Source organism: Bacillota bacterium (assembly GCA_040757205.1).
Classification (GTDB): Bacteria; Bacillota; Desulfotomaculia; order Desulfotomaculales; family Desulforudaceae; genus Desulforudis.
In genome coordinates, this window is sequence record JBFLXL010000003.1 from 63210 (window position 1) to 87237 (window position 24028).

Genomic DNA, 24028 nt, shown 5'->3' on the forward strand with positions numbered 1-24028 from the left:
AATCTAGTATTGTCTGAATCTCCCGGGCTATGCGAACCAGCTGGTTTGGGTGGTGGATTGCCGCGTTCGGATCTCTAATATTCCCCGGGTTCCCGGTGTTATGCACCCCCGGGCGGTTGGGGTTGGGCGGTGCATTGCCGCCGCAGGCCCGGGGAATGTTAACCGTATCCAGGATGGGGGGTTTGAAGGGGAAATGTGGTTCGGCAACCGTTTTCGGGGCGGGGTTTTTTATGTCTAGCGGGTCGCCGCGGGTGGGCTTCGGCGAGGCCGTGGCGCTCCTCGTTGTTTTCCTCAGCATGAAGGTCTTGATCTCGCACCTGGCCCTGATCTTTCCGCTCGGGCTTTCGGCCTCCTGGATGATTCCGCTCATGCACCTGCCGGTGGGCCTGGTGGGTGTCGCGGTTATCGTGTGGCTTTTAAACCGGTTTCCCGGCCGGACCATCGTCGAGATCGGCGAGGAACTGGTCGGCCCGGTGGTGAACGGCTTCTTCGTCCTGCTCTACTACGCTTTCTTCGTCGTCTTTACCGCCCTGGTCCTGCGCCAGTTCGCCGAATTCGTGCTGATTGGTTTCTTCCCCGAGACGCCGCTCAGCATCGTGGTGCTGGCCTTTGCGGCCAGCGCGACCGTGATCGTTTTTCTGGGGCTGGAAACCCTGGCCCGGACCGCCCGGGTGCTGTTCTACCTCTTGGGGTTTAGTTTCGTGCTCCTGCTCCTGCTGACCTCGAACGTGTGGAGCCAGCACGGGATCTTCCCGCTCTGGGGTCCAGGGGCGCCGGAATTATTCTGGGCCGCTTTTTCCACCCTGGGGGTGGGGGTGGAGATCTTCCTGTTGACTATGCTGGCGCCGTACCTGCCCCGGGGCCGGATGCTCGCGGTCGGCCTGGTTTCGGTCCTGGCGGCGGGCGCGGCCGTGGCGCTGGCGATATTGGTGTCCCTGCTGGTGTTCACCTACCCTGCGGTCCGTGAACCGGTGCTGCCGATGTTCGAGTTGGCGCGCATCGTGATGTGGGGACGGTTCTTCGTGCGGATGGAGACCCTGTTCTTACCGCTCTGGATCTTCTCAGCCCTGATCGGGCTCGCGGCGGCCCTGTACATTTGCACCGCCGTCGCCGCCCGGGCCCTGAAGCTACCCTACCACCGGCCGCTCATCCTGCCTACCATGGTGCTGATCCTAGCCGGGGCCTTCGCTCCGCCGAACTACTCCACCGCGGTGGAACTGGGCTTTGCCGTCACCGCCCGCTGGTCGTTCATCCCCCTGGGAGCGATTGTCGGCGTCCTGGTGGCGGCGGCTTGGCTGCGCGGGCGGAGGAGGCAGCGAGAATAGGAGTCAGAATTCAGGAGTCAGAATTCAGGAGTCAGGAGTCAGAATTCAGAATCCAGAATTCAGGAGTCAGGTACTGCCAAAGCCTTACCGGTGCCCTGTTTGCAGCAGCACGGACTGTCGGCCCCGGACCGTGAATTCCATTGGCGGCACATACTCGGCGCGGTGCGGGGAATGTTATCCTGAAAACCGCATGTAGCGCCGGCATCGGAGGGACCAACCGACGTGTCTTTGTTGGAGACGTTGAACCGGCTGCTCGTTTTCCGCGAGCCCCAAGAACCCCGGTACGAGTTTGAGTCCGGTCGTGAGGACCGGCCTGCGGCGGAAAAACGCGCGCCGTCCGGGACGGGCCAACAGGCCGCCGGCACCCCCGGGGACGCCTCTGCTTTTGAAAGAAAACAGGCCCAAAGCCGGCGTTTGGAGGCCATCCTGAAGGAAAACCGGCCGCTTTGCACCAACTTGGATGAGAACGAGCGCCTGCTCAAAGAGATTTTCCGTGAACCCGACAATAAGGACATCGTGTTCCGGCCCTTCTCCATCGGCACCGAGCGGCCCCGGCGGGCGCTTTTGGTCTTCTTCGACGGGTTGGTCGACACCAACCGGCAAAATCTGTCCATCCTGCAGCCCCTGATGCTCTTCGCCCGCCTGCGCCCGGACCGGGAACCGGCGCAGGAGAATGGACCCGGGACGGCCGGCATAGAGGCGCGGGAAGAGTTGGCCAAAAGAATCAGCGAAGCGCTCCTCCCCGGGAACGAGGTCAGTTCGGTGGGCACCGTCCGGGAGGTGGTGGAGGACGTGTTGAACGCCAACACCGCCCTCCTGGTCGACGGCCTGGACACCGCCCTCCTGATCGAGACCAAGGCCTGGGCCACCCGGGGGGTGGGCACGCCGCAGGTGGAGGCGGTGATCCGGGGACCCCAGGAGGCATTCACCGAGCAAGTCCGGATCAACGTCACCCTGGTGCGCAAGACCCTGCGCCGCTCGAGCCTGGTAACCGAGTTCCTCCCCGTGGGCCGGATGAGCCCGCTGCAGTGCGCCGTGATGTACCTGGACGACACCGCCAACCCCGCCCTGGTGGCCGAGGTGAAACGCCGCCTCAAATCGATCAAAGCAGACTACGTGAACGAGAGCGGGATCCTGGAGCAATTCATCGAGGACACGCCCGGCGCCCCGGCGCCGCAGACTCTGGCCACCGAACGTCCCGACCGGGTGGTCGCCGGCCTGGTGGAGGGCCGGGTGGCCGTCATGGTGGACGGCAACCCCTGGGCGCTGATCGTTCCCACTACCTTCTTCTCCCTGATGCAGGCGGCCGAGGACGCCTACGACCGGTGGCCGTTCGGAACTTACACGCGTTTCGTTCGCTACCTCGGCGCGGGGCTGGCCCTCCTGCTGCCGGGGAGCTACGTGGCGCTGGTTACCTATCACACCGAGTTTCTTCCCACCGAGCTGCTGCTGGCCTTCACCGGCGCGCGGGAGCCGGTGCCTTTCCCGACGGTGGTGGAGGTATTGTTGATGGAAACGGCGTTCGAACTGATCCGGGAGGCCGGGGTGCGCATCCCGGGCGCGGTGGGCACGACCCTGGGGATCGTGGGCGCCCTGATTCTGGGCCAAGCGGCGGTGGCCGCCAATATCGTCAGCCCCATCCTGATCATCATCGTCGCCCTTACCGCACTCGGATCGTTCACCATCCCGAACTATCCGTTCTCCAACACGGTCCGGATGTATCGTTTTTTCTACATTGCCCTGGGTGGGGTGCTCGGCCTGTTCGGGATCCTGATCGGGCTCTTCGTGCACCTGGCGCTGGTGGCGCGCATGACCTCCTTCGGGGTGCCCTTCCTGGCCCCGTTGGCCCCCGTGACCCGCGGCGCGCCCGACTACCTCCAGCGGGGGCCGGCCTGGGAACAGGAACAGCGCCCGGATTATCTCGACCCGCTACGCCGGCGCCGGCAACCGCGCATCAGCCGGGGCTGGACGCGGCGCCGGCGGAAGGATGACGACCGGCCCGGCGGCCGGTGATTTCCGGCCGCCGGGCAGCCGCGGAGGGAGTGTAAACGTGCGCTCGGTACTGACAATCACGTTCCTGATCCTGGCGGTCCTGTGCCTGCCGGGCTGCTGGGACTACCGCGAGCTGGACGAGACGGCCTGGGTGACGGCCGTCGGCGTGGACCGGGGCCGGGAAAACCTCCTCACGGTCACCCTGCAGATCGCCGTGGCGAGGAACATCGCCGGGGTGGGAGACGGAGCCAGCGGCGGCGCGAAGCAGACGATGCTGGTGACCTCCATGGAAGCGCCGAGCCTCATCAGCGCGCTGGAGTTCGCCCACGCCTGGATCGACCGCCGGGTGGACCTGTCGCACACCAAGGTGATCGTTATCGGCCGCGAACTGGCCGAGACCGATTTCGTCACCAATGTGAGGCCGTTAGTCCGGTTTAGCCAGTTCCGCCCGACCATTCGGGTGTTGGTGGCCAACGGCCGCGCCGAGGCTGTGCTGCGGGAGGCCGCCCCGGTTCTGGAGGCCAGCCCGGGCAAGTTCTGGGAGCTCCAAACCGGCGGCTGGGATGTCACCGAATTCATTCCCCGGGTCGACTTCCACGTGGTCCACCGCGACATCATTTCGCCAGGGTCGGCGGGCGTGGTCGGCCTGGTCGCCGTGCAACGGCGGGAGGAAGGGCCGCCTGACCCGTCAAAAAAGGCCAAGGGGGTCCATATGGCCGGGACCATCCCCCGGCGCGGCGGGCCGGGGATCGAGATGATGGGCGCGGCCGTGATCCGGGGTGGGCGGATGGTGGGAGTGCTGAACGGGGACGAGACCGGGATCAAGAAAATGGTGCGGGGGACCTTCCGGGAAATGATCAAGACGATCCGCGATCCCCAGCACCCCGGCCGGTTCTTCGTGGTCCGGGTTTTTCCGCAGGAGCCGCCGGCGGTGAACGTTCGGATCGGAGCGGACGGGATGCCCCGGGTGGCGGTGCTGATCCCGCTGGAGGGGGACGTCCTGGCCATCCAGAGCGGGGAGCGCTACGAGCGGCCGGAAAGGGTGCGCCAGGTGGAGCGGGCGGTGGAGGAAAGCTGCATGACCGACGCCCGCGCCGCCCTGGACAAGGCCCAGAACGAGTTCGGCGTCGACTTTTTTGCCCTGGGCTACCATGCCAAGCAGCACTTCCCCACCTGGCAGGCCTGGGAGGCTTACGCCTGGGACGAAAAATTCCCGGACGCCGAGGTCAGCATCGACTTCGACTTTCGGGTGCGCCGCTTCGGCATCACACGCGAGACGCCCCCCCAGCGCTAGCGAGATCAGAACCGGGGGGAATCCGGAACCGAGTGGCGATCGAAACGAAGGAGTGAACGTCTTGTTGATCAAGGTGATGATTATGCTGGTGGTACTTGGGATCGCCATGCACACGGCGAGCTACGGCCTGTGGGCCTGGCGCCGGGGAAACCGGCGGGGCGCTTTCGGGGCCTTCACCCTGGCGGCTGCGGCGGTGTCGGCGCCGCCCCTGGTCTGGCTCACCGCCGCGTAGGGGTGCCGGGAAAAGATAAAACCCCTTTTCGGGGTCTTATCAAGCTCAAGCCCTAGTGTGTTCGGACGCTAGTCGTCCAGCGAGAACAACCAACGGACGATCATATTTCCGGCGGCGAGGATCAGGCAGGTAAAAATACCTACCAGCAGGGACACCATGAAAGGCGGCGCGGCAAAGTCCTCCAGTGAACTGAAGTAAAGGAACGAAAACATGACGGCGCCGGCCGCAGTAATCCCGAAGAGCATGACGTAGGTCATTTCCCGGAAGCCGATGTCCGATTTCGCGAAGGGTTCCACCTTGGAGTCCTCGTGATGATGCGCCAAGTTTTCACCTCTCCCTGCCTTTTGCAGATTATTGTGGTTGGCTTTTCATATACCTTACCAAATAATCGACGGATAAGTCAACTCATCCCGGCAGACTTTTCTTCCAGAACCCGAGTTAACTTAATTCGTACTGCATTCGTACTGCCGGGAAGGCAGGATAAGTTGGGACGGCCCCGGGTTTTTCCCCGGGGCCGAAATCCGCTGCTACTTCACCAGCAGCACGGGGCAGGAGGCGCGACTGACCACCTTTTGGGCGACGCTGCCCACCACCCAGGCGCTAAAGGCTCCCGCGCCCCGGGTACCCATAATGATCAGATCGAAACCTTCCTCTTCGGCGTACCTGGCGATCTCCGCCCCGGCGTCACCGCCCCGGTAGACCACCTGGGCTTTCAGGTCGGCGTTCTCAAAGAGGGCAAGCGTCGTTGCCGTGATCTTCTCGGCCTCCCTATCCAGCATCTCCTGATAAGACTCCGCGGAAAAAAAGCCTTCGGGATTCACAGTGATCACCGGGTAGACGTTAATGATCTCCACTTCAACCGGCTGAACACCTCGGGCGAAGTCCACGGCCAGATTCGCGGCCTTCATAGCGTTGTCGGAACCGTCCGTCGGTACCAGGATCTTGTTGAACACGGCTATCCCTCCCCAATTAATTGAATAACCTTACGTCCCGTGGAATTCCGCGAAGCGCGAACACACCGTTAGTGGTCCCACCGCCCTTCTGTGTTCGGCATGCGCCGATCGTTGCAGGCAATGTCACTTGTGCTTATGTTAGCAAGATCACACTGTGATGTCAATTGCTTCCCGGATACTCACGACCGGGAAATCAAGTTCAATCAAAGGGCATTTGCGACTGTCGATCTATGTTGCAGAGCCTATTCGCCGGAGGCGCGGACTTATTCGCCAAAGAGAGGAAACGGCCCTTTTCTTGTCGAATTCTCGAAATACGAAAACCGGTTGGGGGGTGAGCGCATCGGGCCGATCGAACTGCCGCCGCCGGCGGCGTACGTGCTGGACGGGTTTTTAATCCTGCTGATCGCCTATAAGATCTTCACCCTGGTCCGCGGCACCCAGGCCGTCAGAGTGATCAAGGGCCTGGTGGTCCTGGCGGCGCTGACCGCGGTCGCCCAACTGCTGAAGCTGCCGCTCTTGTCCTGGACGCTGGAGAAAATCTGGACGATGGCCTTCGTGGCCCTGCCGGTCATCTTCTGGCCGGAATTGCGGCTGCTCCTGGACAAGCTGGGCCGGGGCCGCCCCTTCGGCCGACTGGTGCCGGGCAACTCGCCGCTGAAGGCGCTGGTGGGCGAAATCGCGGCCGCCGTGGAGACCATGTCGCGCGACCGCCTGGGCGCGCTGATCGTGATCGAGCGGGAAACGGGGCTGAAAGAGTACGTGCAGACGGGCACCTCCCTGGACGCCTTGGTCTCTCGGCTCCTCTTGCTCCAACTGTTCGCCAAGCATACTCCCCTGCACGACGGGGCGGTGATCATCAAGGGCAACCGGGTAGTGGCGGCCGGCTGTTACCTGCCGTTGAGCCTCGACGAAAGGTTGGCCCGGGAGCTGGGGACCCGCCACCGGGCCGGGATCGGCCTCAGCGAGCTGACCGACGCCCTGGTGGTAATCGTCTCCGAAGAGACCGGGACCATCTCCCTGGCCGAAAACGGCGCGCTGACCCGCTATCTGGATGCGGCGGCGCTGGCGGATTTGCTGGAAACACGCCTGGCGGTGGAACAGCGCTTCCCGTGGCGGGTTTGGGAATGGGAGACCCCAAAAATAAAGAAAGAAAAATGAAGAACCGACCTCGGTGTAGGCCGCCGGTCCATCTCCGTCTCTCCGTCATTTCCTGCGGTTCCCGCGCGGGCCGAAGCCGGCGGCGGCCATTCTGCGGCGGACGTAAGCCAGTTGGAGCTGCAGGGGCAGGTCTTTAGGGCAGTTGTCTTCGCAGCCCATGAGGCCCATGCAGCCGAAGATACCGTCCTCGGAACCCAGCACCTCGAAGTACTGCGCTGCGCTGCGCTCGTCCCGCGGGTCCAGCATGAAGCGGGCCAGGCGGTTGATGCCCGCGGCCCCGATGAAACCCGGCTGAATGTGAACCTTGGCGCAAGCCGCAAGGCAGCAGCCGCACTCGATGCACCGTTCGGCCTCGTAAATCTGCAGCGCCGTCTCGTTGTCCATGCGCTCCTCCGGGGCGCTTGACTCAAAGGCCCGGGAGGTGTGCAGCCAGGCCCCGGTTTTCAGGGTAACGTGCCGGAACCACCCCCCTGTATCCACAGACAGATCCCCGACGAGCCGGAAGACGGGCAGCGGGTACAGCGTGATCCGGTCGGGCAGCCGGCCGGTGAAAGTCTTGCAGGCCAACCGGGGCCGCCCGTTGATCAGCATGCCGCAGGAACCGCAGAGCGCCATCCGGCAGACAAAGTCGAACATCAGGGAGGGGTCCTGTTCTTCCCGGATCCTGGTGAGCGCCGCATAGATGTTCATTCCCGGCGTTTCACGCAAGTGAAAGGTCTGCATCCGGGGCTCCGTTCCGGCTGTAGACGGATGGTAGCGGAAGATGTCGAAAGTCAGGCGGCGACCCATACCTTATCCTCCTTGACCTTGACCGGCTAGGCCGGGGTGGCGCGTTTTCCGGGAGTCAGTTCGGTGATCCGCACCGGTTCGTATTTGAGCACAGGCTTCTCGGCTCCGGGCGGCCAGTAGGCCAGCGTGCGGTTCAGCCAGTTGACGTCGTCCCGGTTGGGATAGTCCTCACGATAGTGCGTACCCCGGCTTTCGGTTCGGGCCAGCGCGCCGCAGGCGATGCACAGGGCCAGGCGGACCATGCCCGGCAGCCGCATGGCGGCGCCCAGCTCCGGGTCGGCGCCGCGGCCGCTGGAAACCAACCCGACCCGCTGCGCCCGCTGGTGCAACTCTCCCAGTGCGGCCACCGCCGTCTTCAACCCGGAGCCGGTCCGGAATATACCTGTATGTTCCGTTAAGATTTGCCCCATTTGTTTCTTGAGGGCATAGACGTTTTCGCCGCCGTTTTGGCCCGCGATGAGGCGCCGGACGCGGTCTTCCTGGGCCGCCAGGTGTTGGGCGACCAGGGCGCTCGAGTAGTGGAGAGCCTCTCCGAGGGCGAACTCGGCGGCCTTTTTCCCGACGGCCATGCCGGCCACGATGGTTTCGGCCAGGGAATTGCCGCCCAGGCGGTTGAACCCGTGCAGATCCCAGCACGCCGCCTCGCCCACGGCAAAAAGCCCTTTTAAGCCGTAGGCCGCCCCGTCGATGTTTGTCCTCACCCCGCCCATGACGTAATGCTGGACGGAGCGCACCGGAATCAGTTCCCGGGCGGGATCGATTCCCGCGAAGTCCCGGCAGAACGCCGCCAGGCTCCGGAGCTGCCGTGCGATGTGTTCCGCCCCCAGATGGCGCACGTCCAGCCAAAGGTGCGGGCCGTGGGGGCTTTCCACTCCCAGGCCGGCGCGGATGCGTTCCTGCATAAGGCGGGCCGTTACGTCCCGGTACGGTTGCTTGTTGTTCTCCGGCTGGTAGTGGGGCATGAAGTAGTCCAGGTTGCGGTCCAGCAAATAGCCGCCTCCCTCGCTGACCGGAATCCAGGTTGGCGGCAGCGTCTGGGGATGAAACTGCACGGCCTCCATGTTGCCCAAACAGGCCAGCCCGGTGTCCAGGGCCAGGGAAAGACCCGTCCCCTCGTTGATCACGGAGTTGGTGGACAAGCCGTAGAGGCGTCCGCAGCCGCCGGTGGCGATGACGACGGCTTTGGCCAGGTAGGCCCGGAGCTCCCCGGTGCGCAGGCACCGGGCGACGGCGCCGAGGCATTTTTCGCCGTCACGGATGAGCGCGACTGCTTCCGTGCGGTCGTGAACGGTGATGCCCAAACTGAGCACCATCCCGTCCAGGGCGTACTGCAGGGCGTGCCCGGTACCGTCGGCGGCGTAGCAGGTGCGCCACTTGGTGGTGCCGCCGAACTTTTTGGCGTTGATCAGCCCGGCGGCGGCTTCCGGCTCCTCGACCACGGTAAGGTCGGGCAGGCGGCGCTCGCCGGCCGTAATGCGGCTCCACGGCACGCCCCAGCGCGCCATCTGGCGCACGGCCGCCGGTGCGGTGTTCACGAACAGGCGGACCACGTGCTGATCGCAGCCCCAGTCGGCCCCCATCACGGTGTCCGCGAAGTGAAGGTCCGGGCTGTCTCCCTGGCTCATGACGGAGTTCCCCAGGGCGGCCTGCAGCCCGCCCTGCGCCACCGTGCTGTGGGAGCGCCTGGGCGGCACCAGGCTGAGGATGACCACCTCCAGTCCCCGGGCGGCGGCCTCAATGGCCGTGCGTTCGCCCGCCAACCCGGCCCCCAGGACCAGGACGTCGGTGATGTGGGTGCGGCCGGCGCTCACCGGACGCCTCCCAGATGGAGAAGCGCCCACAAAGCCGCCAGGTTCACCGACAGGATGAAGACCGCGGCTGTGCCCACGGCGTACGCCAGGGACCGGCGCCGGAACCGGGCCCACTTGACCAGCAGGCGGTAGATGCCGGCGGCGGCGTGGTATTCCGCGACCAGCAACAGGATGAGGTAGAAGACCAAATAGTCCGTCTGGACGCGCAGGGCGCTCTTCGCCGCCTGGAGGGGCCAGTCGGCCAGCACGACCCAGAGGTGGACGGCGGCCGCAACGAGAATGACCGGTCCGGTGACCGCCTGGAAGGCCCAGACATAGGTATCGGTGTGCCGCATCCTTCCGGCCGTCCGCCACACCGCACGCTGTTCCCGGTAACCGGTCGGAATCCGGCGGGCCACGCTAGCCACGTGGACCAGGCCGATCAAGAGACCCAAGCCGATGCCCGCGTAAGAAAGGTAATGCTTTTCGAGGAACCGGGCCGTGCCGTCGAAGGCGGCGGGGCCGAAAACGACAATGGCCACCAGAAACGCGTGAATCCACAGGAAGGCCACCAGCAGGATACCGGTGACCAGCCCGGCAGCTTCCAGGTACAGGTCGGTCCTGGGACTATGGCCCGGGACTTTCGCGTTTTTCATCTTTTGCGGTCACCTCCGACCACCGGATGGACCGGTTTCAGGTATGGGGTCGAGTCCCTTCCGGGCCTAGGGGGAAGGGGGATTGTCCCCTTTGGGCCTTAGGGGGCAAGGGGACATAGGGGGAGAAAGGGGACAGTCCCCTTTGGGCCTTAGGGGGACTGTCCCCCTAGGTTACCCTGTCCCCCTACTAGGGTACCCTGTCCCCCCCCCCTGGGGTACCCCTTTAGCCGGCCGGCGGGTCGGCGCGCCGGGTTTCTCAAGTAGCCTGGTTGAGCGCGTAGACTCGCCGGCCCTCCTGGTGGAGGTCCCCCCCGTGGATATCGTTGATGACCACCACCGGAAAATCGGCCACCGTGTACTCGTAGACGGCCTCCGCGCCCAACCCGGGGAAGGCCGCCAAGCGTACGCTGGTTACGTACCGGCTGAGCAGGGCGGCCGCGCCGCAGACGGCGCCGAAATAGACGGCCCGGTGTTCTCGCATGGCCTGGGCCACCTCGGCGGAACGGTAGCCCTTGGCGACAACGCCCTTCAAACCCTGGGCGAGCAGGGCCGGGGTGTAGCAATCCATACGTGTTGCCGTCGTGGGGCCGACCGAACCCACAATGCGTCCCGGGGGCGGTGGCGTGGCCACGGCGTAGTAGATGACCTGGTTCGCCAGGCTAAAAGGCGGCTGCTTTCCCTGTCCGATGCGCTGTACCAGTTTCTGGTGGGCGGCATCGCCCACCGTGTACAGCTTGCCGCTGAGCAAGGCCCGGTCGCCGGCACGCAGGCCGTCGACCGCCTCGTCGGTTAGAGGCACGTTGATCTGTTTCATATACACTTGCCGCCCTCCAATCCGGGGAGAATGCTGCAAAACCAGAAACTGAACAAGTAACTCAGTATGAGGCACTTTGATGGCTAACGTTCCAAAACCCTACCCTGAAAATCCCCTCTCCCTCTGGGAGAGGGTCAGGGTGAGGGGTATTTTCATCCATCCGATGGTGCCGCAAGCGGTATGGTTGTCTAAAGAAAAAAGACAATCTCAAGGGGACAGTCCCCCGGGACCCCAGGAGGACAGTCCCCCGGGACCCCAGGGGGACAGTCCCCCTAAGGCCCAAAGGGGACTGTCCCCTTTTGTCCCTAGATTTCCATGGTTTTGTAACGTGCGGCGCAGCACAGCAGATTGACCGCCACCGGCAGAGACGACATATGAGTCGGAAAGACTTCGATGTGTACGGCCAGCGCGGTAATCCGGCCCCCGCGGCCCATCGGGCCGATGCCCAGCCTATTGACGGCGTCCAGCAGCTCTTCTTCCAGGTGCGCGAGAATCTCCGCCCGGTTTCTTTGTCCCACGGGGCGGAACAAGGCTTCCTTGGCCAGCAGCGCCGCCTTCTCCAAGGTGCCGCCTATGCCGACCCCGACGATCACCGGGGGGCACGGATTAGAGCCGGCTTGATCGACCGTATCCAGTACGAAGCTTTTGATTCCCTCCCACCCGTCGGCCGGATTGAGCATCAGGGCGGTGCTCATGTTTTCGCTCCCGGCGCTCTTGGGCATGAGCGAAATCCTGATTCTCTCCCCGTCCACGATCCGGCAGTGAATTACGGCCGGTGTGTTGTCCTTGGTGTTGGTCCGTTCGATGGGGTCGTTGACCACCGATTTGCGCAGGTAGCCGCGCTGGTAGGCCTGACGCACTCCCTGGTCGATCGCCGCGTAGAGGCCGCCCCCCGTGACGTGCACATCCTGTCCCAGTTCGACCAGCACGAGCACGATGCCCGTGTCCTGGCAGATGGGCAACCTGTTTTCCGCGGCCAGGGCGGCATTGGCCAGGATTTGGGCGAACACGTCCTTCCCAAGGGGTGAAACCTCCTCCATCAACGCCTTTTGCATGGCGGAATGCACACTCGGTTCGAGAATGAAATTGGCCTCCTCGCAGAGTCCGGCCACCACCTCGGTGATCTTGGCCGCGTCGATGGTGCGCAAAAGAAAAGACCTCCTGAAGTGTGCGTGATGCTCAATCCTAGTCTTTTCTACGGAGGCGAGGCATTATGCACCGGTTTCGAAAACGGGCGAAGCGCCCGGGAGATCAGCCGCCGGGCCGAAAACGGCGGCGCCCCCGGACGATCCGGGAACGCCCTTTCAACACCCCAGGGGGACAATCCCCCGGGACACCAGGGGGACAGTCCCTCTAAGGCCCAAAAGGGACTGTCCCCTTTTGTCGCGGTGTGCGGCCTCTTTGCGTCTTCGGCGGCGGCCTACTTGGTTCCGTAGTCCTTTTGAACCAGACCTTCGATGAGCACCCGGGCCTGCGCCGCGGCCAGGCGGGCGATCGGCACCCGGTAGGGGGAACAACTGACGTAGTTCATCCCGACCTGGTGGCAAAACTCGATGGACCGGGGCTCTCCCCCGTGCTCGCCGCAAATCCCGACCAGGAGGTCCGGACGGGTGGAACGCCCCAGTTCAATGCCCATGGCGATCAACCGGCCCACGCCCTTGCGGTCCAGGACGGCGAACGGGTTGTCGGGCAAAAGTTTCAATTCCAGGTAGCGGTGCAGGAACTTGCCCTCGGCGTCGTCCCGGGAGAAACCGAGGGTGGTCTGGGTGAGGTCGTTGGTGCCGAAGGAGAAAAACTCGGCCTCCCGTGCGATTTCGTCGGCCAGGAGGGCCGCCCGGGGCAGCTCGATCATCGTGCCCACGCTGTACTCGAAATCGACCCCGGTTTCCGCCCGCACCTCGGCCGCCGCCTGGTCCACCTGCTGTTTCAGGAACACGAATTCACCCGGGTCGATGACCAGGGGGATTTCCACCTCGGGAATCGGGTTGTACCCTTCCCGGAGCAGGTCGGTGGCGGCCAGGAAGACGGCGCGGGCCTGCATGGCGTAGACCTCGGGGTAGGTGATGCCCAGCCGGCAGCCCCGGTGCCCCAGCATCGGGTTCGACTCCGCGAGAGCGCGGACCTTGCGCAGGAGTTCCTCTTTCTTGCGCAGCTCGGGGGTGTCGCCCACCGTGAACTGTAGCCGGGTGATGTCTGCGTGCAGTTCCTCGAGGTCGGGCAAAAATTCGTGCAGCGGGGGGTCCAAGAGCCGGATGCAGACCGGCAGGCCGTCCATGGCCTTCAGGATGCCGTAAAAGTCTTCCCGCTGCATTGGCAGGAGCTTTTCCAGAGCCTCGCGCCGGGTGTCCGCGTCGTCGGCCAGGATCATCTGCTGCATAATGGGCAGCCGGTCGGCGCCCATGAACATGTGCTCGGTGCGGCAAAGCCCGATGCCCAAAGCCCCGAACTCGCGGGCCTTGGCGGCGTCTGCGGGGGTGTCCGCGTTGCCGCGGACCGCCAGCGTTCGGATTTCGTCCGCCCAATCCAGCAGCCGTTGAAACTCCGGAGACAGTTCCGGGTTGATCATCGGCGCCTCGCCGAGGATCACCCGGCCGGTGCCGCCGTCGATGGAAATCAGGTCGCCCTCCCGGACGGTGATGCCGTTCACGTTGAACACCGGTTCCCGGCCCCTGATGCGGATGGCTTCGCAGCCGCAGACGCAGGGCTTGCCCATGCCGCGGGCGACCACCGCGGCGTGGCTGGTCATTCCACCCCGGGAGGTCAGAATTCCCTGGGCGGCCACGATGCCGTGGATGTCGTCCGGGGTGGTCTCGTTTCGGACCAGGATCACCTTTTCCCCTTCCTGGGCCATCTTTTCGGCCGTGTCGGCGTCGAACACCGCTTTCCCGGCGGCCGAGCCGGGTGAGGCCGGGAGGCCGGTGGCGATCACAAAAAGTTTCGCTTGCGGGTCGATGTGCCGGTGAAGCAGGTGGTCGAGCTGTTCGGGTTCGACGCGGACCACCGCGTCCTCCCGGGAGATGAGCCCCTCTTCGACCATGTCCACGGCGATCCGGATGGCGGCTTGAGCGGTCCGCTTGCCGTTCCGGGTCTGGAGGATGTACAGGCGGCCCCGTTCGATGGTGAACTCGATATCCTGCATATTCCGGTAGTGCCGGTCCAGAAGCTCGCAAATGTCCCGGAACCGCGCGTACACTTCCGGCAGGTCGGCGGCCAGGTCCTCGATCGGCTTAGGCGTGCGGATGCCGCCCACCACGTCCTCGCCCTGGGCGTTGGTGAGGTACTCGCCGTAGACCTCGCGCGCCCCGGTCGAGGGGTTGCGGGTGAAGGCCACGCCCGAGCCGGAGTCCTCGCCCATGTTCCCGAACACCATGGCCTGGATGTTCACCGCCGTGCCCAGGTCGTCCGGAATCCGGTGGACCTTGCGGTACACGATCGCCCGGTCGTTGTACCAGGAATCGAACACGGCCCGGACGGACATGGTGAGTTGCTCCAGGGGGTCCTGGGGGAAGGGCCGGCGGGTTTCGGTCTCGATCAGGCCCTTGTAGCGGGCGATGACCTCCTGCCAATCGGCGGCGGTCAACTGGTGGTCGTGCCGGACCCCGCGCCGGTCCTTCTGGGCCTGGAGAACGCTCTCGAACTGGTAGTGCTCCACGTGCATGACCACGTCGCCGAACATACCGATGAAACGCCGGTAGCAGTCCAGGGCGAACCGCTCGTCACCGGTGGATCGGGCCAGTCCCTCCACGGTGTGGTTGTTCAGTCCCAGGTTCAGGACGGTGTCCATCATCCCGGGCATGGAAACCGGGGCGCCGGACCGGACCGAGACCAGCAGGGGATTCTCTTTGTCCCCCAGGACCTTCCCCAGTTTTTGCTCCAGCAACTGGACGTGCTCCCGGATTTCGTCCATCAGACCGTCCGGCAACCGGCGTCCCTGCCGGTAAAACTCCTTGCAGGCCTCCGTCGTTACGATGAACCCCGGGGGCACCGGCAGGCCGATGTTGGTCATCTCGGCCAGGTTGGCGCCCTTCCCGCCCAACAGGTTCTTCATCCCGGCGTTGCCTTCGTCAAAGCGGTAGACGTACTTCGTCGGCATTGTATTCCTTCCTCCCGGATTCAAAGTGGCGAACACGTCGCCCGGTACGGCCCGTTTTTCCTTGAGTGACCGAAAACGGTCCCCGGAGACGAACCGTTTCATAAACTGGTTTTCTGCAAAAGGATGGAGATTCCTGCCCGTTAAGGCCGCGGGAGCGAAATATACGGGAGTACAAGCAACCGGACCGCCGAAAAGACGGTACCGGGGCGCGAAAGCCAAACGTCAAAGGATACAGAGCAGCGGTTTAGGTGATTTTCATAGCCGTTTGGCAAGATAGAACCGCACATCGCCTCGGGCGCGGGAAGGCCGGAGGGACCCTGGTTACGGGTCCCTCCGGCGTCACTCCCGCTGCCCGGCCCGGATGTTTATCCGGGTGGTCGGGGGCTATCCACCGGACGCCCCCCGATCGACCAAAACAGAAGATTTTCCGCCGGCCGCTTTTCCCCGGCTTTCACCTCCCGGCTCCCGAGACTCGTGTCGTATCTTAGTAGATACTTACGGCCCCGCAGGGCACAATATTTCTGAAATCGGCGTGGAAGTTTCACCCTCGGTTGGGATTGAGGCGAGCCTCCGGCGCTAAGGCTTCGCGGCACGTTATTGCGGAATCGGGATCCTGTTCGGAGATTTGCCGTCACACACCGAAGGCGCGTCGGTCGAAACCGCCCCGCCGCCCGCATTGCGGGAACCGCAGCGGGGAAGGCTAGGATTCATGAACGCGGAAGAACGCAACTACCTGGTGCTGGACAAAATCATCGAGCGGTACGGCGAACGGCCGGGCGGGTTGGTCCGCGTGCTCTACAAGGCCCAGGAGCTCTTCGGGTATCTCTCGCCCGACGTGCAGACCCACGTGGCCGAGAAGATGTGCCTTTCGGTGGGGCACGTCCACGGCGTGGCCACTTTCTACGCGCAGTTCGTCACCGCCCCGCAGGGCAAAAACGTGGTCCGGGTGTGCATGGGCACGGCCTGCTACGTGAAAAACGCCGAGGACATCCTGGACCGGTTCCGGGAGCTTTTGGGGGTGGAGACGGACGCGACCACCGCGGACGGCCGGTTCACGCTTTCGACCACCCGCTGCATCGGGGCCTGCAGCCTGGCCCCGCTCCTGACGGTGAACGAGAAGGTGCACGGCCACCTCTCGGTGGAGGGCGTGGCCCGGCTGGTGGAGCTTTACCGGGAAGACGATCTGGACACAGACGAGGAGGTGAGCCCGGTTGAGCGTGAGCGTGAACGTGAGCGTCAGCGACCTGCAAGCGATCAGGGAGCGGCACCGCCCCCGCATTGAAGAACGGCTCCAGGACGGGCGGCTGGCCCCGCCCACCCAGGTCCTGGTCTGCGACAGCACCGCCTGCCGGTCGTCCGGCGGCGAGCAGCTTTTCAAAGTGCTGCGGGGGGAAATCAAGGACCTCGGCCTGGACGTGCGGGTGGTCAAAACCGGGTGTTACGGTTTTTGCGGCCTCGGGCCGGTCGCCGTCGTCCACCCGGGCGCGGTGCTTTACTGCCATGTCGACGAAGACGGCGCGGGCGAGATTGCCCGCACCCACCTGCGCGGCGGGCGGCTGGTGCAAAGGTTGCTCTACCGTTCGATGAACGGCGAGGGCCGGCGGAACTTTTTGCATGAGATTCCCTTTTTCGAAAAGCAGCAGCGGGTGGTGCTGGAGAACTCCGGCTTGATTGATCCCGAGGACATCAACGAGTACATCGCCCGCGACGGCTATTTCGCGCTGGCCGAAGCGCTTCGCTCGCGCGCCGGTCCGGCGGGCGTGGTGGACGCGGTGCTGCGGTCCGGCCTGCGCGGCCGGGGCGGCGCCGGCTTTCCGACCGGCCGGAAGTGGTCTTTCGCGGCGGCCCAGGAAAGCCCGGAAAAATACATCATCTGCAACGCTGACGAGGGCGACCCCGGCGCTTTCATGGACCGGAGCATCCTGGAGGGGAACCCGCACGCCGTGCTCGAGGGCATGCTCATCGCGGGCTACGCCGTCGGGGCGCGGGAGGGCTACGTGTACGTCCGGGCCGAGTACCCCCTGGCGGTGAAGCGCCTGGAAATCGCCATCCGCCAGGCACAGAAGCTGGGCCTGCTGGGCAAGAACATCCTCGGCTCCGGCTTCAACTTCGACGTCGACATCGCCCTGGGGGCGGGGGCCTTCGTGTGCGGCGAGGAGACGGCGCTTTTGCGCTCCGCCATGGGCTTTCGCGGCGAGCCGCGGGTCCGCCCCCCCTACCCGGTGGAAAAGGGGCTCTACGACAAGCCGACCATCATCAACAACGTCGAGACCCTGGCCAACGTCCCCGTGATCATCCGGTGCGGGCCGGAATGGTATGCGGCTTTGGGCACCGGGGGCAGCAAGGGTACCAAGATCTTCTCGCTGGCCGGACAGATCAGGAACACCGGACTCATCGAGGTGCCGATGGGCATCAGCCTGGCCGACATCGTGTACGACATCGGGGGCGGACCGCCGCCCGGGCGCCGGATCAAGGCGGTGCAGACCGGGGGGCCTTCCGGGGGCGCGGTGCCCGCCGAACTTTTAGACGTGCCGGTCGACTACGAATCGCTGCAAGCCGTCGGGACAATTATGGGTTCAGGGGGCTTGATCGTCCTGGACGACACCGACTGCATGGTCGACCTAGCCAAGTTCTACATGCAGTTCGCGGCCCACGAGTCCTGCGGCGCCTGCACGCCCTGCCGGGTCGGCGTGGTGCACGTGGTCGACATCCTGGAGCGGATCACCCGGGGCGAGGGGACCATGGACGACCTGCACGAGCTCGGGGAGTTGGCCGACGACGTGCGGGAGGCCTCGCTTTGCGGGCTCGGCCAGACGGCGGCCAACCCGGTGCTGTCGACCATGAAATACTTCTGGGACGAGTACCTGGCCCACGTCAAGGAGCGCCGTTGCGCGGCCGGAGTCTGCAAAGCGCTTTCCCACTGACATGACAAGGCTGTTTATTGGTTGGGGTTTCTAAGCGCCCGGAGTCTGCAAAGCGCTCTCCCACTGACCCCGCCCCTTTGGTTCATTCGGCGCCTTCGGCGCATGCACCGTTGACGGCCTGGGCCGCCGGCCATATTATCTAACTAGAGACAGGATTTTACGGGAGGGTTTTGCCATGAGCATGTGGGACCGGTTGCGCAAAGGGACCCAGACCGTCTCCGAGAAGTCCGGGGAACTCCTGGAGATGGCCCAAACCCGGGCGGCGATCACCAAGCTCGAGACCGAAAAGATCAGGAAGTTCACCGAACTCGGCGAACTCACCTACCGGGTCTACAACCGGGAAGACGTGGCGGACGCCGAAATGGAGCGGCTGTGCGACGAGATCCGGGAGCTGGACCGCGAGCTGGAAGCGCACCGCGAGCGGCTGGAGGGCGACGCCCTGGTCTGCCCGGGCTGCTCCCGGCCGGTGAAGCCGGAGGCCAGGTACTGTTCCGAGTGCGGTCAGTCCCTCCGCCCCGTGCGGCCTTAGTAGCGGGGGAAATTATCGCGCACCAGCCCCTGGAAACCTTGATATGGCTCTCGTTATAAAGGCCATGCGTCAGTTCTGGGCGCCGAAAGCTGGGTACACGGCGTAGAAAATTCGGCGCGGCCCTAGCAGTCCTTTTTTAGGAGCCGGGTGAATGAGTGATGGATGAGGCCGGGCGGTTCATTTTGTTTTTGTTGGTCGGACTGGCCGTTGGGGCGGCCGGGGTGTGGCTGGCTTTGCGCGGGCGGGCGGCGGCGGCCGCGGCTGAAGCCCGGTCGGCCGGCGAGGCCGAGCGGTCGGTGCTGGCGGCCCGCCTGGAGGGCGCGGAGCGGCGGAGCGCGGAGCTCGCCGCCGGCATCGCGGAGCGGGAGGCGCGTCTCGGCGGGCTGCAGCAGGAATTGTCTGCCGAGTCGGCGCGGCGGGCGGCCGCCGAGGAGTCGTCCCGGCGGATACCGGCCCTGGAGGCGGAGATCGAGGCGCGCGAGGCCCGGCTTGCGGCGGCGAACCAGTCAATCAGCGAGCTAAAGGCCCGGGTGGCGGAACTGGAGACCACGGTGGCCAAAGAGCGCCAGGCGGCGGCGGAGAAGCTCGCGCTTTTGGACGAGGCGCGCGCAAAACTCGCCGACGCCTTCAAGGCCATGTCGGCCGAGGCGTTGGCCGGCAACAGCCGGGCCTTTTTGGACCTGGCCCGGACCAGCCTGGAAAAGTACCAGGAGGCCGCCCGGGGCGATTTGGAAAAACGGCAGCAGGCGATCAACGAGCTGGTCAAGCCCGTCCGGGAGTCCCTGGACAAGGTGGACACCGAGATCCGCCAGCTTGAGAAGGCGCGGGTGGGGGCCTACGAGGCGCTGCAGGAGCAGGTCCGTTCCCTGCTCGAGACCCAGCACCAGTTGCGTTCGGAGACCTCGAACCTGGTGCGCGCCCTGCGCACGCCCACGGCGCGTGGCCGCTGGGGCGAGATCCAGCTCAAGCGGGTGGTGGAAATGGCCGGGATGCTTGAGTACTGTGATTTTTACGAGCAGGAGAGCGTAGATACCGGCGAGGGGCGGCTGCGTGCGGACTTGCTGGTGCGGCTGCCCGGCGGCAAAAACATCGTGGTGGACGCCAAGGCGCCGCTCGGGGAGTACCTGGAGGCCGTGGGCACGGAAGACGACGCGGCGCGCCGGGAAAAGCTCCAGAACTACGCCCGCCTGGTGCGCAAGCACATGGCCGAACTCGGGAAGAAGTCCTATTGGGACCAGTTCCAGCCTGCTCCCGAATTCGTGGTGCTTTTTTTGCCGGGGGAGATGTTTTTCAGCGCGGCGCTCCAGCACGACCCGTCGCTCATCGAGTTCGGGGTGGACCAACACGTGATTCCGGCGACCCCCACCACCCTGATCGCGCTCCTGCGGGCGGTGGCCTACGGCTGGCGGCAGGAGCGGCTGGCCCGAAACGCCAAGGAGATCAGCGACCTGGGGCGCGAGCTGTATAAGCGGCTCGCCGACATGGGCGGCCACATGGCGCGGCTCGGCAAGAACCTGGGGAGCGCCGTGGAAGCCTACAACCGGACGGTCGGCTCGCTGGAATCCCGGGTGCTGGTCCAGGCCCGCCGGTTCAAGGACCTGGACGCGGCCTCCGTGGGGGTGGAACTGGGCGAATTGAGCCCGGTCGAGCAGTCGGCCCGCGCCGTTCAGGCGCAGGAACTTTTGGCCCTCGCCGACGGTGTGGACGGAAAAAAAAAGGGGGACAGTCCCCTATTTTCCAGTGGTGTGGACAGTGGCGCGGACGAGGTGGCCGCGGCCGGGGAGGACGACTAACCCGGACGTCCCCTGACGCCGAACCGCCGAACGCCGCCGAACCGGGATTATTGACCGCGCCCCGCGCCGGGTAGTATAATAAAGTACGGCGCACTTTTGGAGTGCGCCCCTCTGTATCACTTGCCGGAGTGGCGGAATAGGCAGACGCAAGGGACTTAAAATCCCTCGGGTGTTTCACCCGTGCCGGTTCGACCCCGGCCTCCGGCACCAATAATGAAATCAATATGCTGACCCAATGGATCCATCCCTTTCGCGGCCTGTGGCGAGGGGCTTTTTTGTTTGCGGTCCTTTGGGTTTGACAATCCAGCCGCCCGGCAGGGAATTAGCAGTTTCTGGCGAAGTTGCCGGTGAGGACGAAATGAGGCACGACCACAAAGCAAGGAGAGGGCGGGGGAACTTGGGAAAGTACAGGCGTCTGCTGCCGGTTGTCTGTGTGGTGTTGGTGCTGACGGCCTTTTGGGCCGCTCCGGGCAATGCGCAGACCGGGACGGGAACGCTGCGTGAAACCGTTGAGCACGCCCTGCGGCTGGACGGTATCGCCGAGCCTTTTCGAACCATCATCTTGTACGGACTTCTGGGACTGGCGGCGGGCGGCCTTTATGGGGTGATCAAGACCCTGATTGCCCAGCAGAGGAAATAGGTCCGGGACTCAGAACTTCGGGCTCGAGGAATTCCAGCGCCGGATTTTGGGCTAGCGGGAGCGGACGGGGGCCGGTCCGGCGGCACTGGGTGAGGCCGTGTCGCGCCGGCGCCCCTGGGGGCAAGCCCCCACGCAGATGCCGCACACCGGCAGAATTGGGCTCCGGTCCGGCCGTTTTGCCGCTTCACGGCAGCGGGTGGTGTCCAGGAGTGCCCGGCGTGGCAGGCCGGCCTTCCAGGCAGTGCCGGTTAGGGCCCCGGTTGGACAGGCCTGGACGCATTCGGTGCAGCGGCCGCAGCGGGAGGCCTTGAAGGGGTTGCCCGCCGGCAGGTCCAGGTCGGTGAGGACGGTCACCAGGCGCACGCGGGGTCCGTAGGCGGGGGTGATCAGAAGGACGTTTTTGCCGATCCAGCCCAGCCCGGCCCGGGTGGCCGCCGTCTTGTGCGGAAAGAGCCCTCGCAGTTCCTCGGCGCTGGCCCGGACCGAGGCGGGCACGACCAGGGCGCGGCCGCCGGCGCGCCGCAGGTGCTGGGCGGCCAGGCCGGCTGTTTCATCCAGCTTCTCATTCGCCCGCCGGTAGAACCTTAAATACGCCGGGGTCGGGCCGGAGACAATCTCCCGGGCGACCTCGTCCGGCAGCCGAACGGCAATGGAGACGGCGTGCGGGTACGGTTCCAGGCCCGGAGGCAGGAGCCCCGTCAAATCGGCGAACCCGACGAGGCATGCTCCGGCCGCTTCCAGGCGTCGGCTTAGGCGGTCGGGATTCAGGCCGGACACTGCGTCCACCCCCTGTCGCAGGAATGCTGTCCCTGGCGCACGGCAGTTATTCTTGGCCGGTGCGGAGCACCGGGCGGACCCGGTCCATCAGGTTGCCGCCGAAGGCGGTTCCGGGTTCGGCTTCACTCACCTGTTTGGCTCGCGGGCCGTACCCCAGGACCGCGGCCAGGTCGGTCAGGACCACCTTCACCGCCAGCAGCCGGCGCCGGTAAAACTCCTCGTGGTCCACCGCGCTTTCCGGGATGTTTAAGCGGACGCGCAGGATTTCAGGAGCAAAAAGGAACGGGATGATCATTCTGGCGGTGTCCTCGTGCAGCCATTCCCGGGAACGCAGGGTGTCCGCCGCGTAGTGGACCAGTTCCAGGTGCAGGTCGGAGAGTTGGTGGTAGGGCTCGAGTTCCGAATCAGCGATCCACTCATCCATGGTCCAGCGCCGCTCGCCGCCGTGGCACAGGCATCCGGGGTTCGGCGGGAGCAGAAAAAGCCGCTCCTCTTTCCGGGGCGGGTAACCGGGCGTGAACCGGACGGCCCGGCCTACGGGGTGCGCCCGGCAGTTTCGGGGCCGGGCCGGATACACCCGGCACAGGTTGTCGTCCTTAAGGAAAGCGCAAGGCCCTTCCGCCGCGTGCCGGAACTTGACCACCGGCCAGTTCCACTCGGGCACCATTTCCAGTAGACAGTACGTACGCACGAACTCCTGCCCGGCAACCCCGAGGTGGCGGCTGAGCGTCTCCACATCCCAGGGATCAAGGAAGATCTCGATCTCCTGGCAGCAAAGGCCCATACACTCTTCCCGGCACTCGAAGTTGAAAACGTGGTCCTGGCCGACGCCCCGCAGGGCGCCGGCCTCGAGCTTTTGCAGGTATTCACGGTGCACCTTCCCGATGAACGCAAACCAGCTCCCTTCCTTAACAGATCGATGAGTCGGCAAGTGTGACACTCCTAATCCCCTGAAGGGGATGGGCTTCTAGGCGATTCCCGCAGCGGAATTGTTTTTGGTCAATCAGTTCGGCAGGCTTTCGACGAGAATCAGGCCGTGAAGCCGTCCCTAGCGCCGGGGGCCGTCACCGCCGAACTGGCCCCGCAGCCAGCGGAATTCGCAACTGCGGCAGTAGTACATTTCGAGCCGCTCCGCAGGCACCAGAAGGACCACGCCGATAACCGCCAGTCCGCCCAGCCAAACGTACAAGGCCCCGGTCATCAAGGCCGGAGACAGGAAATAGCCCAGGAAGAAGAGCAGGGCGGTCAGAATGCCGGTCACCATAACCAGCCCCTTGGTCAGGATGCGTTTCCCGCGGACCGTCACTCTGGCGGACCGGCAGTTGGGGCACTCAAGTTTCTCTTTCCCCATGGAGGCACTCCTTCCGGCGGAATTCCGCCAGCAATACTATACCCTTTTGATCACGTTTGTTACAACCCCGACAATTTCGATCTCCCCGGCCTCCAGCCGGAGCGGGTGAAACCGCCGGTTGGCCGGTTCCAGGGAAATCATCCGGCCGGTGTGGTAGTACCGCTTGCAGGTAACCTCGCCCTCCACCCTGGCGATAACGACCTGCCCGTTTTCGGCGGTGGGCTGGACCCGCACCAGCACATAGTCCCCGCTGTCGATGCCCAGGTCCTGCATGCTTTCTCCCCGCACCTCCAGGCAGAAGGTGTCCTCCGAGGCCAGCTTGCGGGGCAGCGGCAGGTAACCCAGGATCACTTCTTCGGAAACGACGGGGCCTCCGGCCGGGACGCGCCCCAGGACCGGGACCTGAACCACCTGGCTGGAGAACTGGTCCTGCCCCTGCAGCAACCGCCCTGGTGCGGTCTGCAGGGCGCCGGCCAGTTTCTCCAGGCTTTTCAGGCTGGGCGAGGTGCGGCCGACCTCAATATCACTAAGGTACTGGGACGAGAGCCCGGCCTTCCGCGCGAGCGCGCGCTGGCTCAGCCCTGCTTCCTCCCGCAGGCGCCGGATGGTTTCCCCCACTCCCTGCATCGGCTCAAACGCCTCCTTCCGAAAATTACGTATTATTACCAGCATACCAGACAAAAGGGTTCCTGCCAAGCGCCTTGGAGCAGTTATTTACAGATGTTTGGGGAAAAGCGTGCGCCAGCGGATCGGCGCCCCGGGAGCGCTGGGGGTCCCGTACAACCGCGAGGAACGTTAACGACTCTCGACCCAATGCTCATACGGCTGAAACACCAGCTCTTCCGCCATTCTTCGATCTTTTCTCCTAAAGGAATTATGTAGGTTTTAGTCCAATAGACTAAAAGTTACAGAATCGAC

22 protein-coding genes and 1 tRNA gene are annotated in these 24028 nt (G+C 64.7%); 11 read left to right on the forward strand and 12 right to left on the reverse strand.

The window, feature by feature from the left end:
* Window positions 1-230: 230 nt before the first annotated feature.
* From AB1402_03220 to AB1402_03235, 4 genes are all read left to right on the forward strand, one after another.
* Entirely contained in the window at window positions 231-1325 is a 1095-nt protein-coding gene (locus AB1402_03220) for a GerAB/ArcD/ProY family transporter (protein ID MEW6540615.1), read from the forward strand.
* Between the two features lie 222 nt (window positions 1326-1547).
* Complete coding sequence (locus AB1402_03225) at window positions 1548-3338, forward strand: spore germination protein (GenBank protein ID MEW6540616.1); 1791 nt, start codon at window positions 1548-1550, stop codon at window positions 3336-3338.
* A 37-nt stretch (window positions 3339-3375) separates the two neighbouring features.
* Complete coding sequence (locus AB1402_03230; GenBank protein ID MEW6540617.1) at window positions 3376-4611, forward strand: Ger(x)C family spore germination protein; 1236 nt, start codon at window positions 3376-3378, stop codon at window positions 4609-4611.
* A gap of 61 nt (window positions 4612-4672) precedes the next feature.
* On the forward strand, window positions 4673-4843 hold the full coding sequence (locus AB1402_03235) for a hypothetical protein (GenBank protein MEW6540618.1): 171 nt from the start codon (window positions 4673-4675) through the stop codon (window positions 4841-4843).
* A 68-nt stretch (window positions 4844-4911) separates the two neighbouring features.
* Here AB1402_03235 and AB1402_03240 read toward each other — a convergent pair whose 3' ends face one another.
* Window positions 4912-5166 (reverse strand): hypothetical protein, encoded by a 255-nt coding sequence (locus tag AB1402_03240; GenBank protein ID MEW6540619.1) that lies wholly within the window; start codon window positions 5164-5166, stop codon window positions 4912-4914.
* Window positions 5167-5370: 204 nt separating this feature from the next.
* Window positions 5371-5796 (reverse strand): universal stress protein, encoded by a 426-nt coding sequence (locus AB1402_03245; GenBank protein MEW6540620.1) that lies wholly within the window; start codon window positions 5794-5796, stop codon window positions 5371-5373.
* Between the two features lie 324 nt (window positions 5797-6120).
* On the opposite strand from AB1402_03245, the gene cdaA reads away from it, so the two are divergent.
* Entirely contained in the window at window positions 6121-6954 is an 834-nt protein-coding gene (cdaA, locus tag AB1402_03250; protein MEW6540621.1) for a diadenylate cyclase CdaA, read from the forward strand.
* A 45-nt stretch (window positions 6955-6999) separates the two neighbouring features.
* On the opposite strand, the gene AB1402_03255 is transcribed toward cdaA, so the two are convergent.
* The 6 genes from AB1402_03255 to ppdK form a co-directional block, all read right to left on the reverse strand.
* On the reverse strand, window positions 7000-7743 hold the full coding sequence (locus tag AB1402_03255; protein ID MEW6540622.1) for a fumarate reductase iron-sulfur subunit: 744 nt from the start codon (window positions 7741-7743) through the stop codon (window positions 7000-7002).
* Window positions 7744-7769: 26 nt separating this feature from the next.
* Window positions 7770-9554, reverse strand: a complete 1785-nt coding sequence (locus AB1402_03260; GenBank protein MEW6540623.1) for a fumarate reductase flavoprotein subunit — start codon at window positions 9552-9554, stop codon at window positions 7770-7772.
* Window positions 9551-10189: a succinate dehydrogenase gene (locus AB1402_03265; protein MEW6540624.1), complete on the reverse strand. Its 639-nt coding sequence runs from the start codon at window positions 10187-10189 to the stop codon at window positions 9551-9553. Before AB1402_03265 ends, AB1402_03260 begins: the two co-directional genes overlap by 4 nt.
* A 256-nt stretch (window positions 10190-10445) precedes the next feature.
* A complete protein-coding gene (locus AB1402_03270; protein MEW6540625.1) occupies window positions 10446-11003 on the reverse strand; it encodes a fumarate hydratase C-terminal domain-containing protein in 558 nt (185 codons plus the stop codon).
* 305 nt (window positions 11004-11308) lie between these two features.
* The gene (locus AB1402_03275; GenBank protein MEW6540626.1) at window positions 11309-12151 is read right to left on the reverse strand and encodes a fumarate hydratase; all 843 of its coding nucleotides are present in this window, start codon (window positions 12149-12151) and stop codon (window positions 11309-11311) included.
* Window positions 12152-12423: 272 nt separating this feature from the next.
* Window positions 12424-15096 (reverse strand): pyruvate, phosphate dikinase, encoded by a 2673-nt coding sequence (ppdK, locus tag AB1402_03280; protein MEW6540627.1) that lies wholly within the window; start codon window positions 15094-15096, stop codon window positions 12424-12426.
* Between the two features lie 709 nt (window positions 15097-15805).
* Here ppdK and AB1402_03285 point away from each other — a divergent pair.
* From AB1402_03285 to AB1402_03310, 6 genes are all read left to right on the forward strand, one after another.
* On the forward strand, window positions 15806-16378 hold the full coding sequence (locus AB1402_03285) for an NAD(P)H-dependent oxidoreductase subunit E (protein MEW6540628.1): 573 nt from the start codon (window positions 15806-15808) through the stop codon (window positions 16376-16378).
* A gap of 22 nt (window positions 16379-16400) precedes the next feature.
* Window positions 16401-18020, forward strand: a complete 1620-nt coding sequence (locus AB1402_03290) for a NuoF family protein (protein ID MEW6540629.1) — start codon at window positions 16401-16403, stop codon at window positions 18018-18020.
* Window positions 18021-18195: 175 nt separating this feature from the next.
* On the forward strand, window positions 18196-18549 hold the full coding sequence (locus tag AB1402_03295) for a zinc ribbon domain-containing protein (protein ID MEW6540630.1): 354 nt from the start codon (window positions 18196-18198) through the stop codon (window positions 18547-18549).
* A 158-nt stretch (window positions 18550-18707) separates the two neighbouring features.
* A complete protein-coding gene (gene rmuC, locus AB1402_03300; protein MEW6540631.1) occupies window positions 18708-20342 on the forward strand; it encodes a DNA recombination protein RmuC in 1635 nt (544 codons plus the stop codon).
* A 122-nt stretch (window positions 20343-20464) separates the two neighbouring features.
* Window positions 20465-20552: transfer RNA gene (locus AB1402_03305), tRNA-Leu, on the forward strand.
* A gap of 187 nt (window positions 20553-20739) precedes the next feature.
* Window positions 20740-20982, forward strand: coding sequence for a hypothetical protein (locus AB1402_03310; GenBank protein ID MEW6540632.1), 243 nt, complete (start codon window positions 20740-20742; stop codon window positions 20980-20982).
* 51 nt (window positions 20983-21033) lie between these two features.
* Here AB1402_03310 and AB1402_03315 read toward each other — a convergent pair whose 3' ends face one another.
* The 4 genes from AB1402_03315 to lexA form a co-directional block, all read right to left on the reverse strand.
* On the reverse strand, window positions 21034-21759 hold the full coding sequence (locus AB1402_03315) for a 4Fe-4S double cluster binding domain-containing protein (protein ID MEW6540633.1): 726 nt from the start codon (window positions 21757-21759) through the stop codon (window positions 21034-21036).
* Window positions 21760-21805: 46 nt separating this feature from the next.
* The gene (locus AB1402_03320; protein MEW6540634.1) at window positions 21806-22690 is read right to left on the reverse strand and encodes a YkgJ family cysteine cluster protein; all 885 of its coding nucleotides are present in this window, start codon (window positions 22688-22690) and stop codon (window positions 21806-21808) included.
* 117 nt (window positions 22691-22807) lie between these two features.
* Entirely contained in the window at window positions 22808-23110 is a 303-nt protein-coding gene (locus AB1402_03325; protein MEW6540635.1) for a hypothetical protein, read from the reverse strand.
* A gap of 36 nt (window positions 23111-23146) precedes the next feature.
* On the reverse strand, window positions 23147-23737 hold the full coding sequence (gene lexA, locus AB1402_03330; GenBank protein MEW6540636.1) for a transcriptional repressor LexA: 591 nt from the start codon (window positions 23735-23737) through the stop codon (window positions 23147-23149).
* Between the last annotated feature and the right edge of the window lie 291 nt (window positions 23738-24028).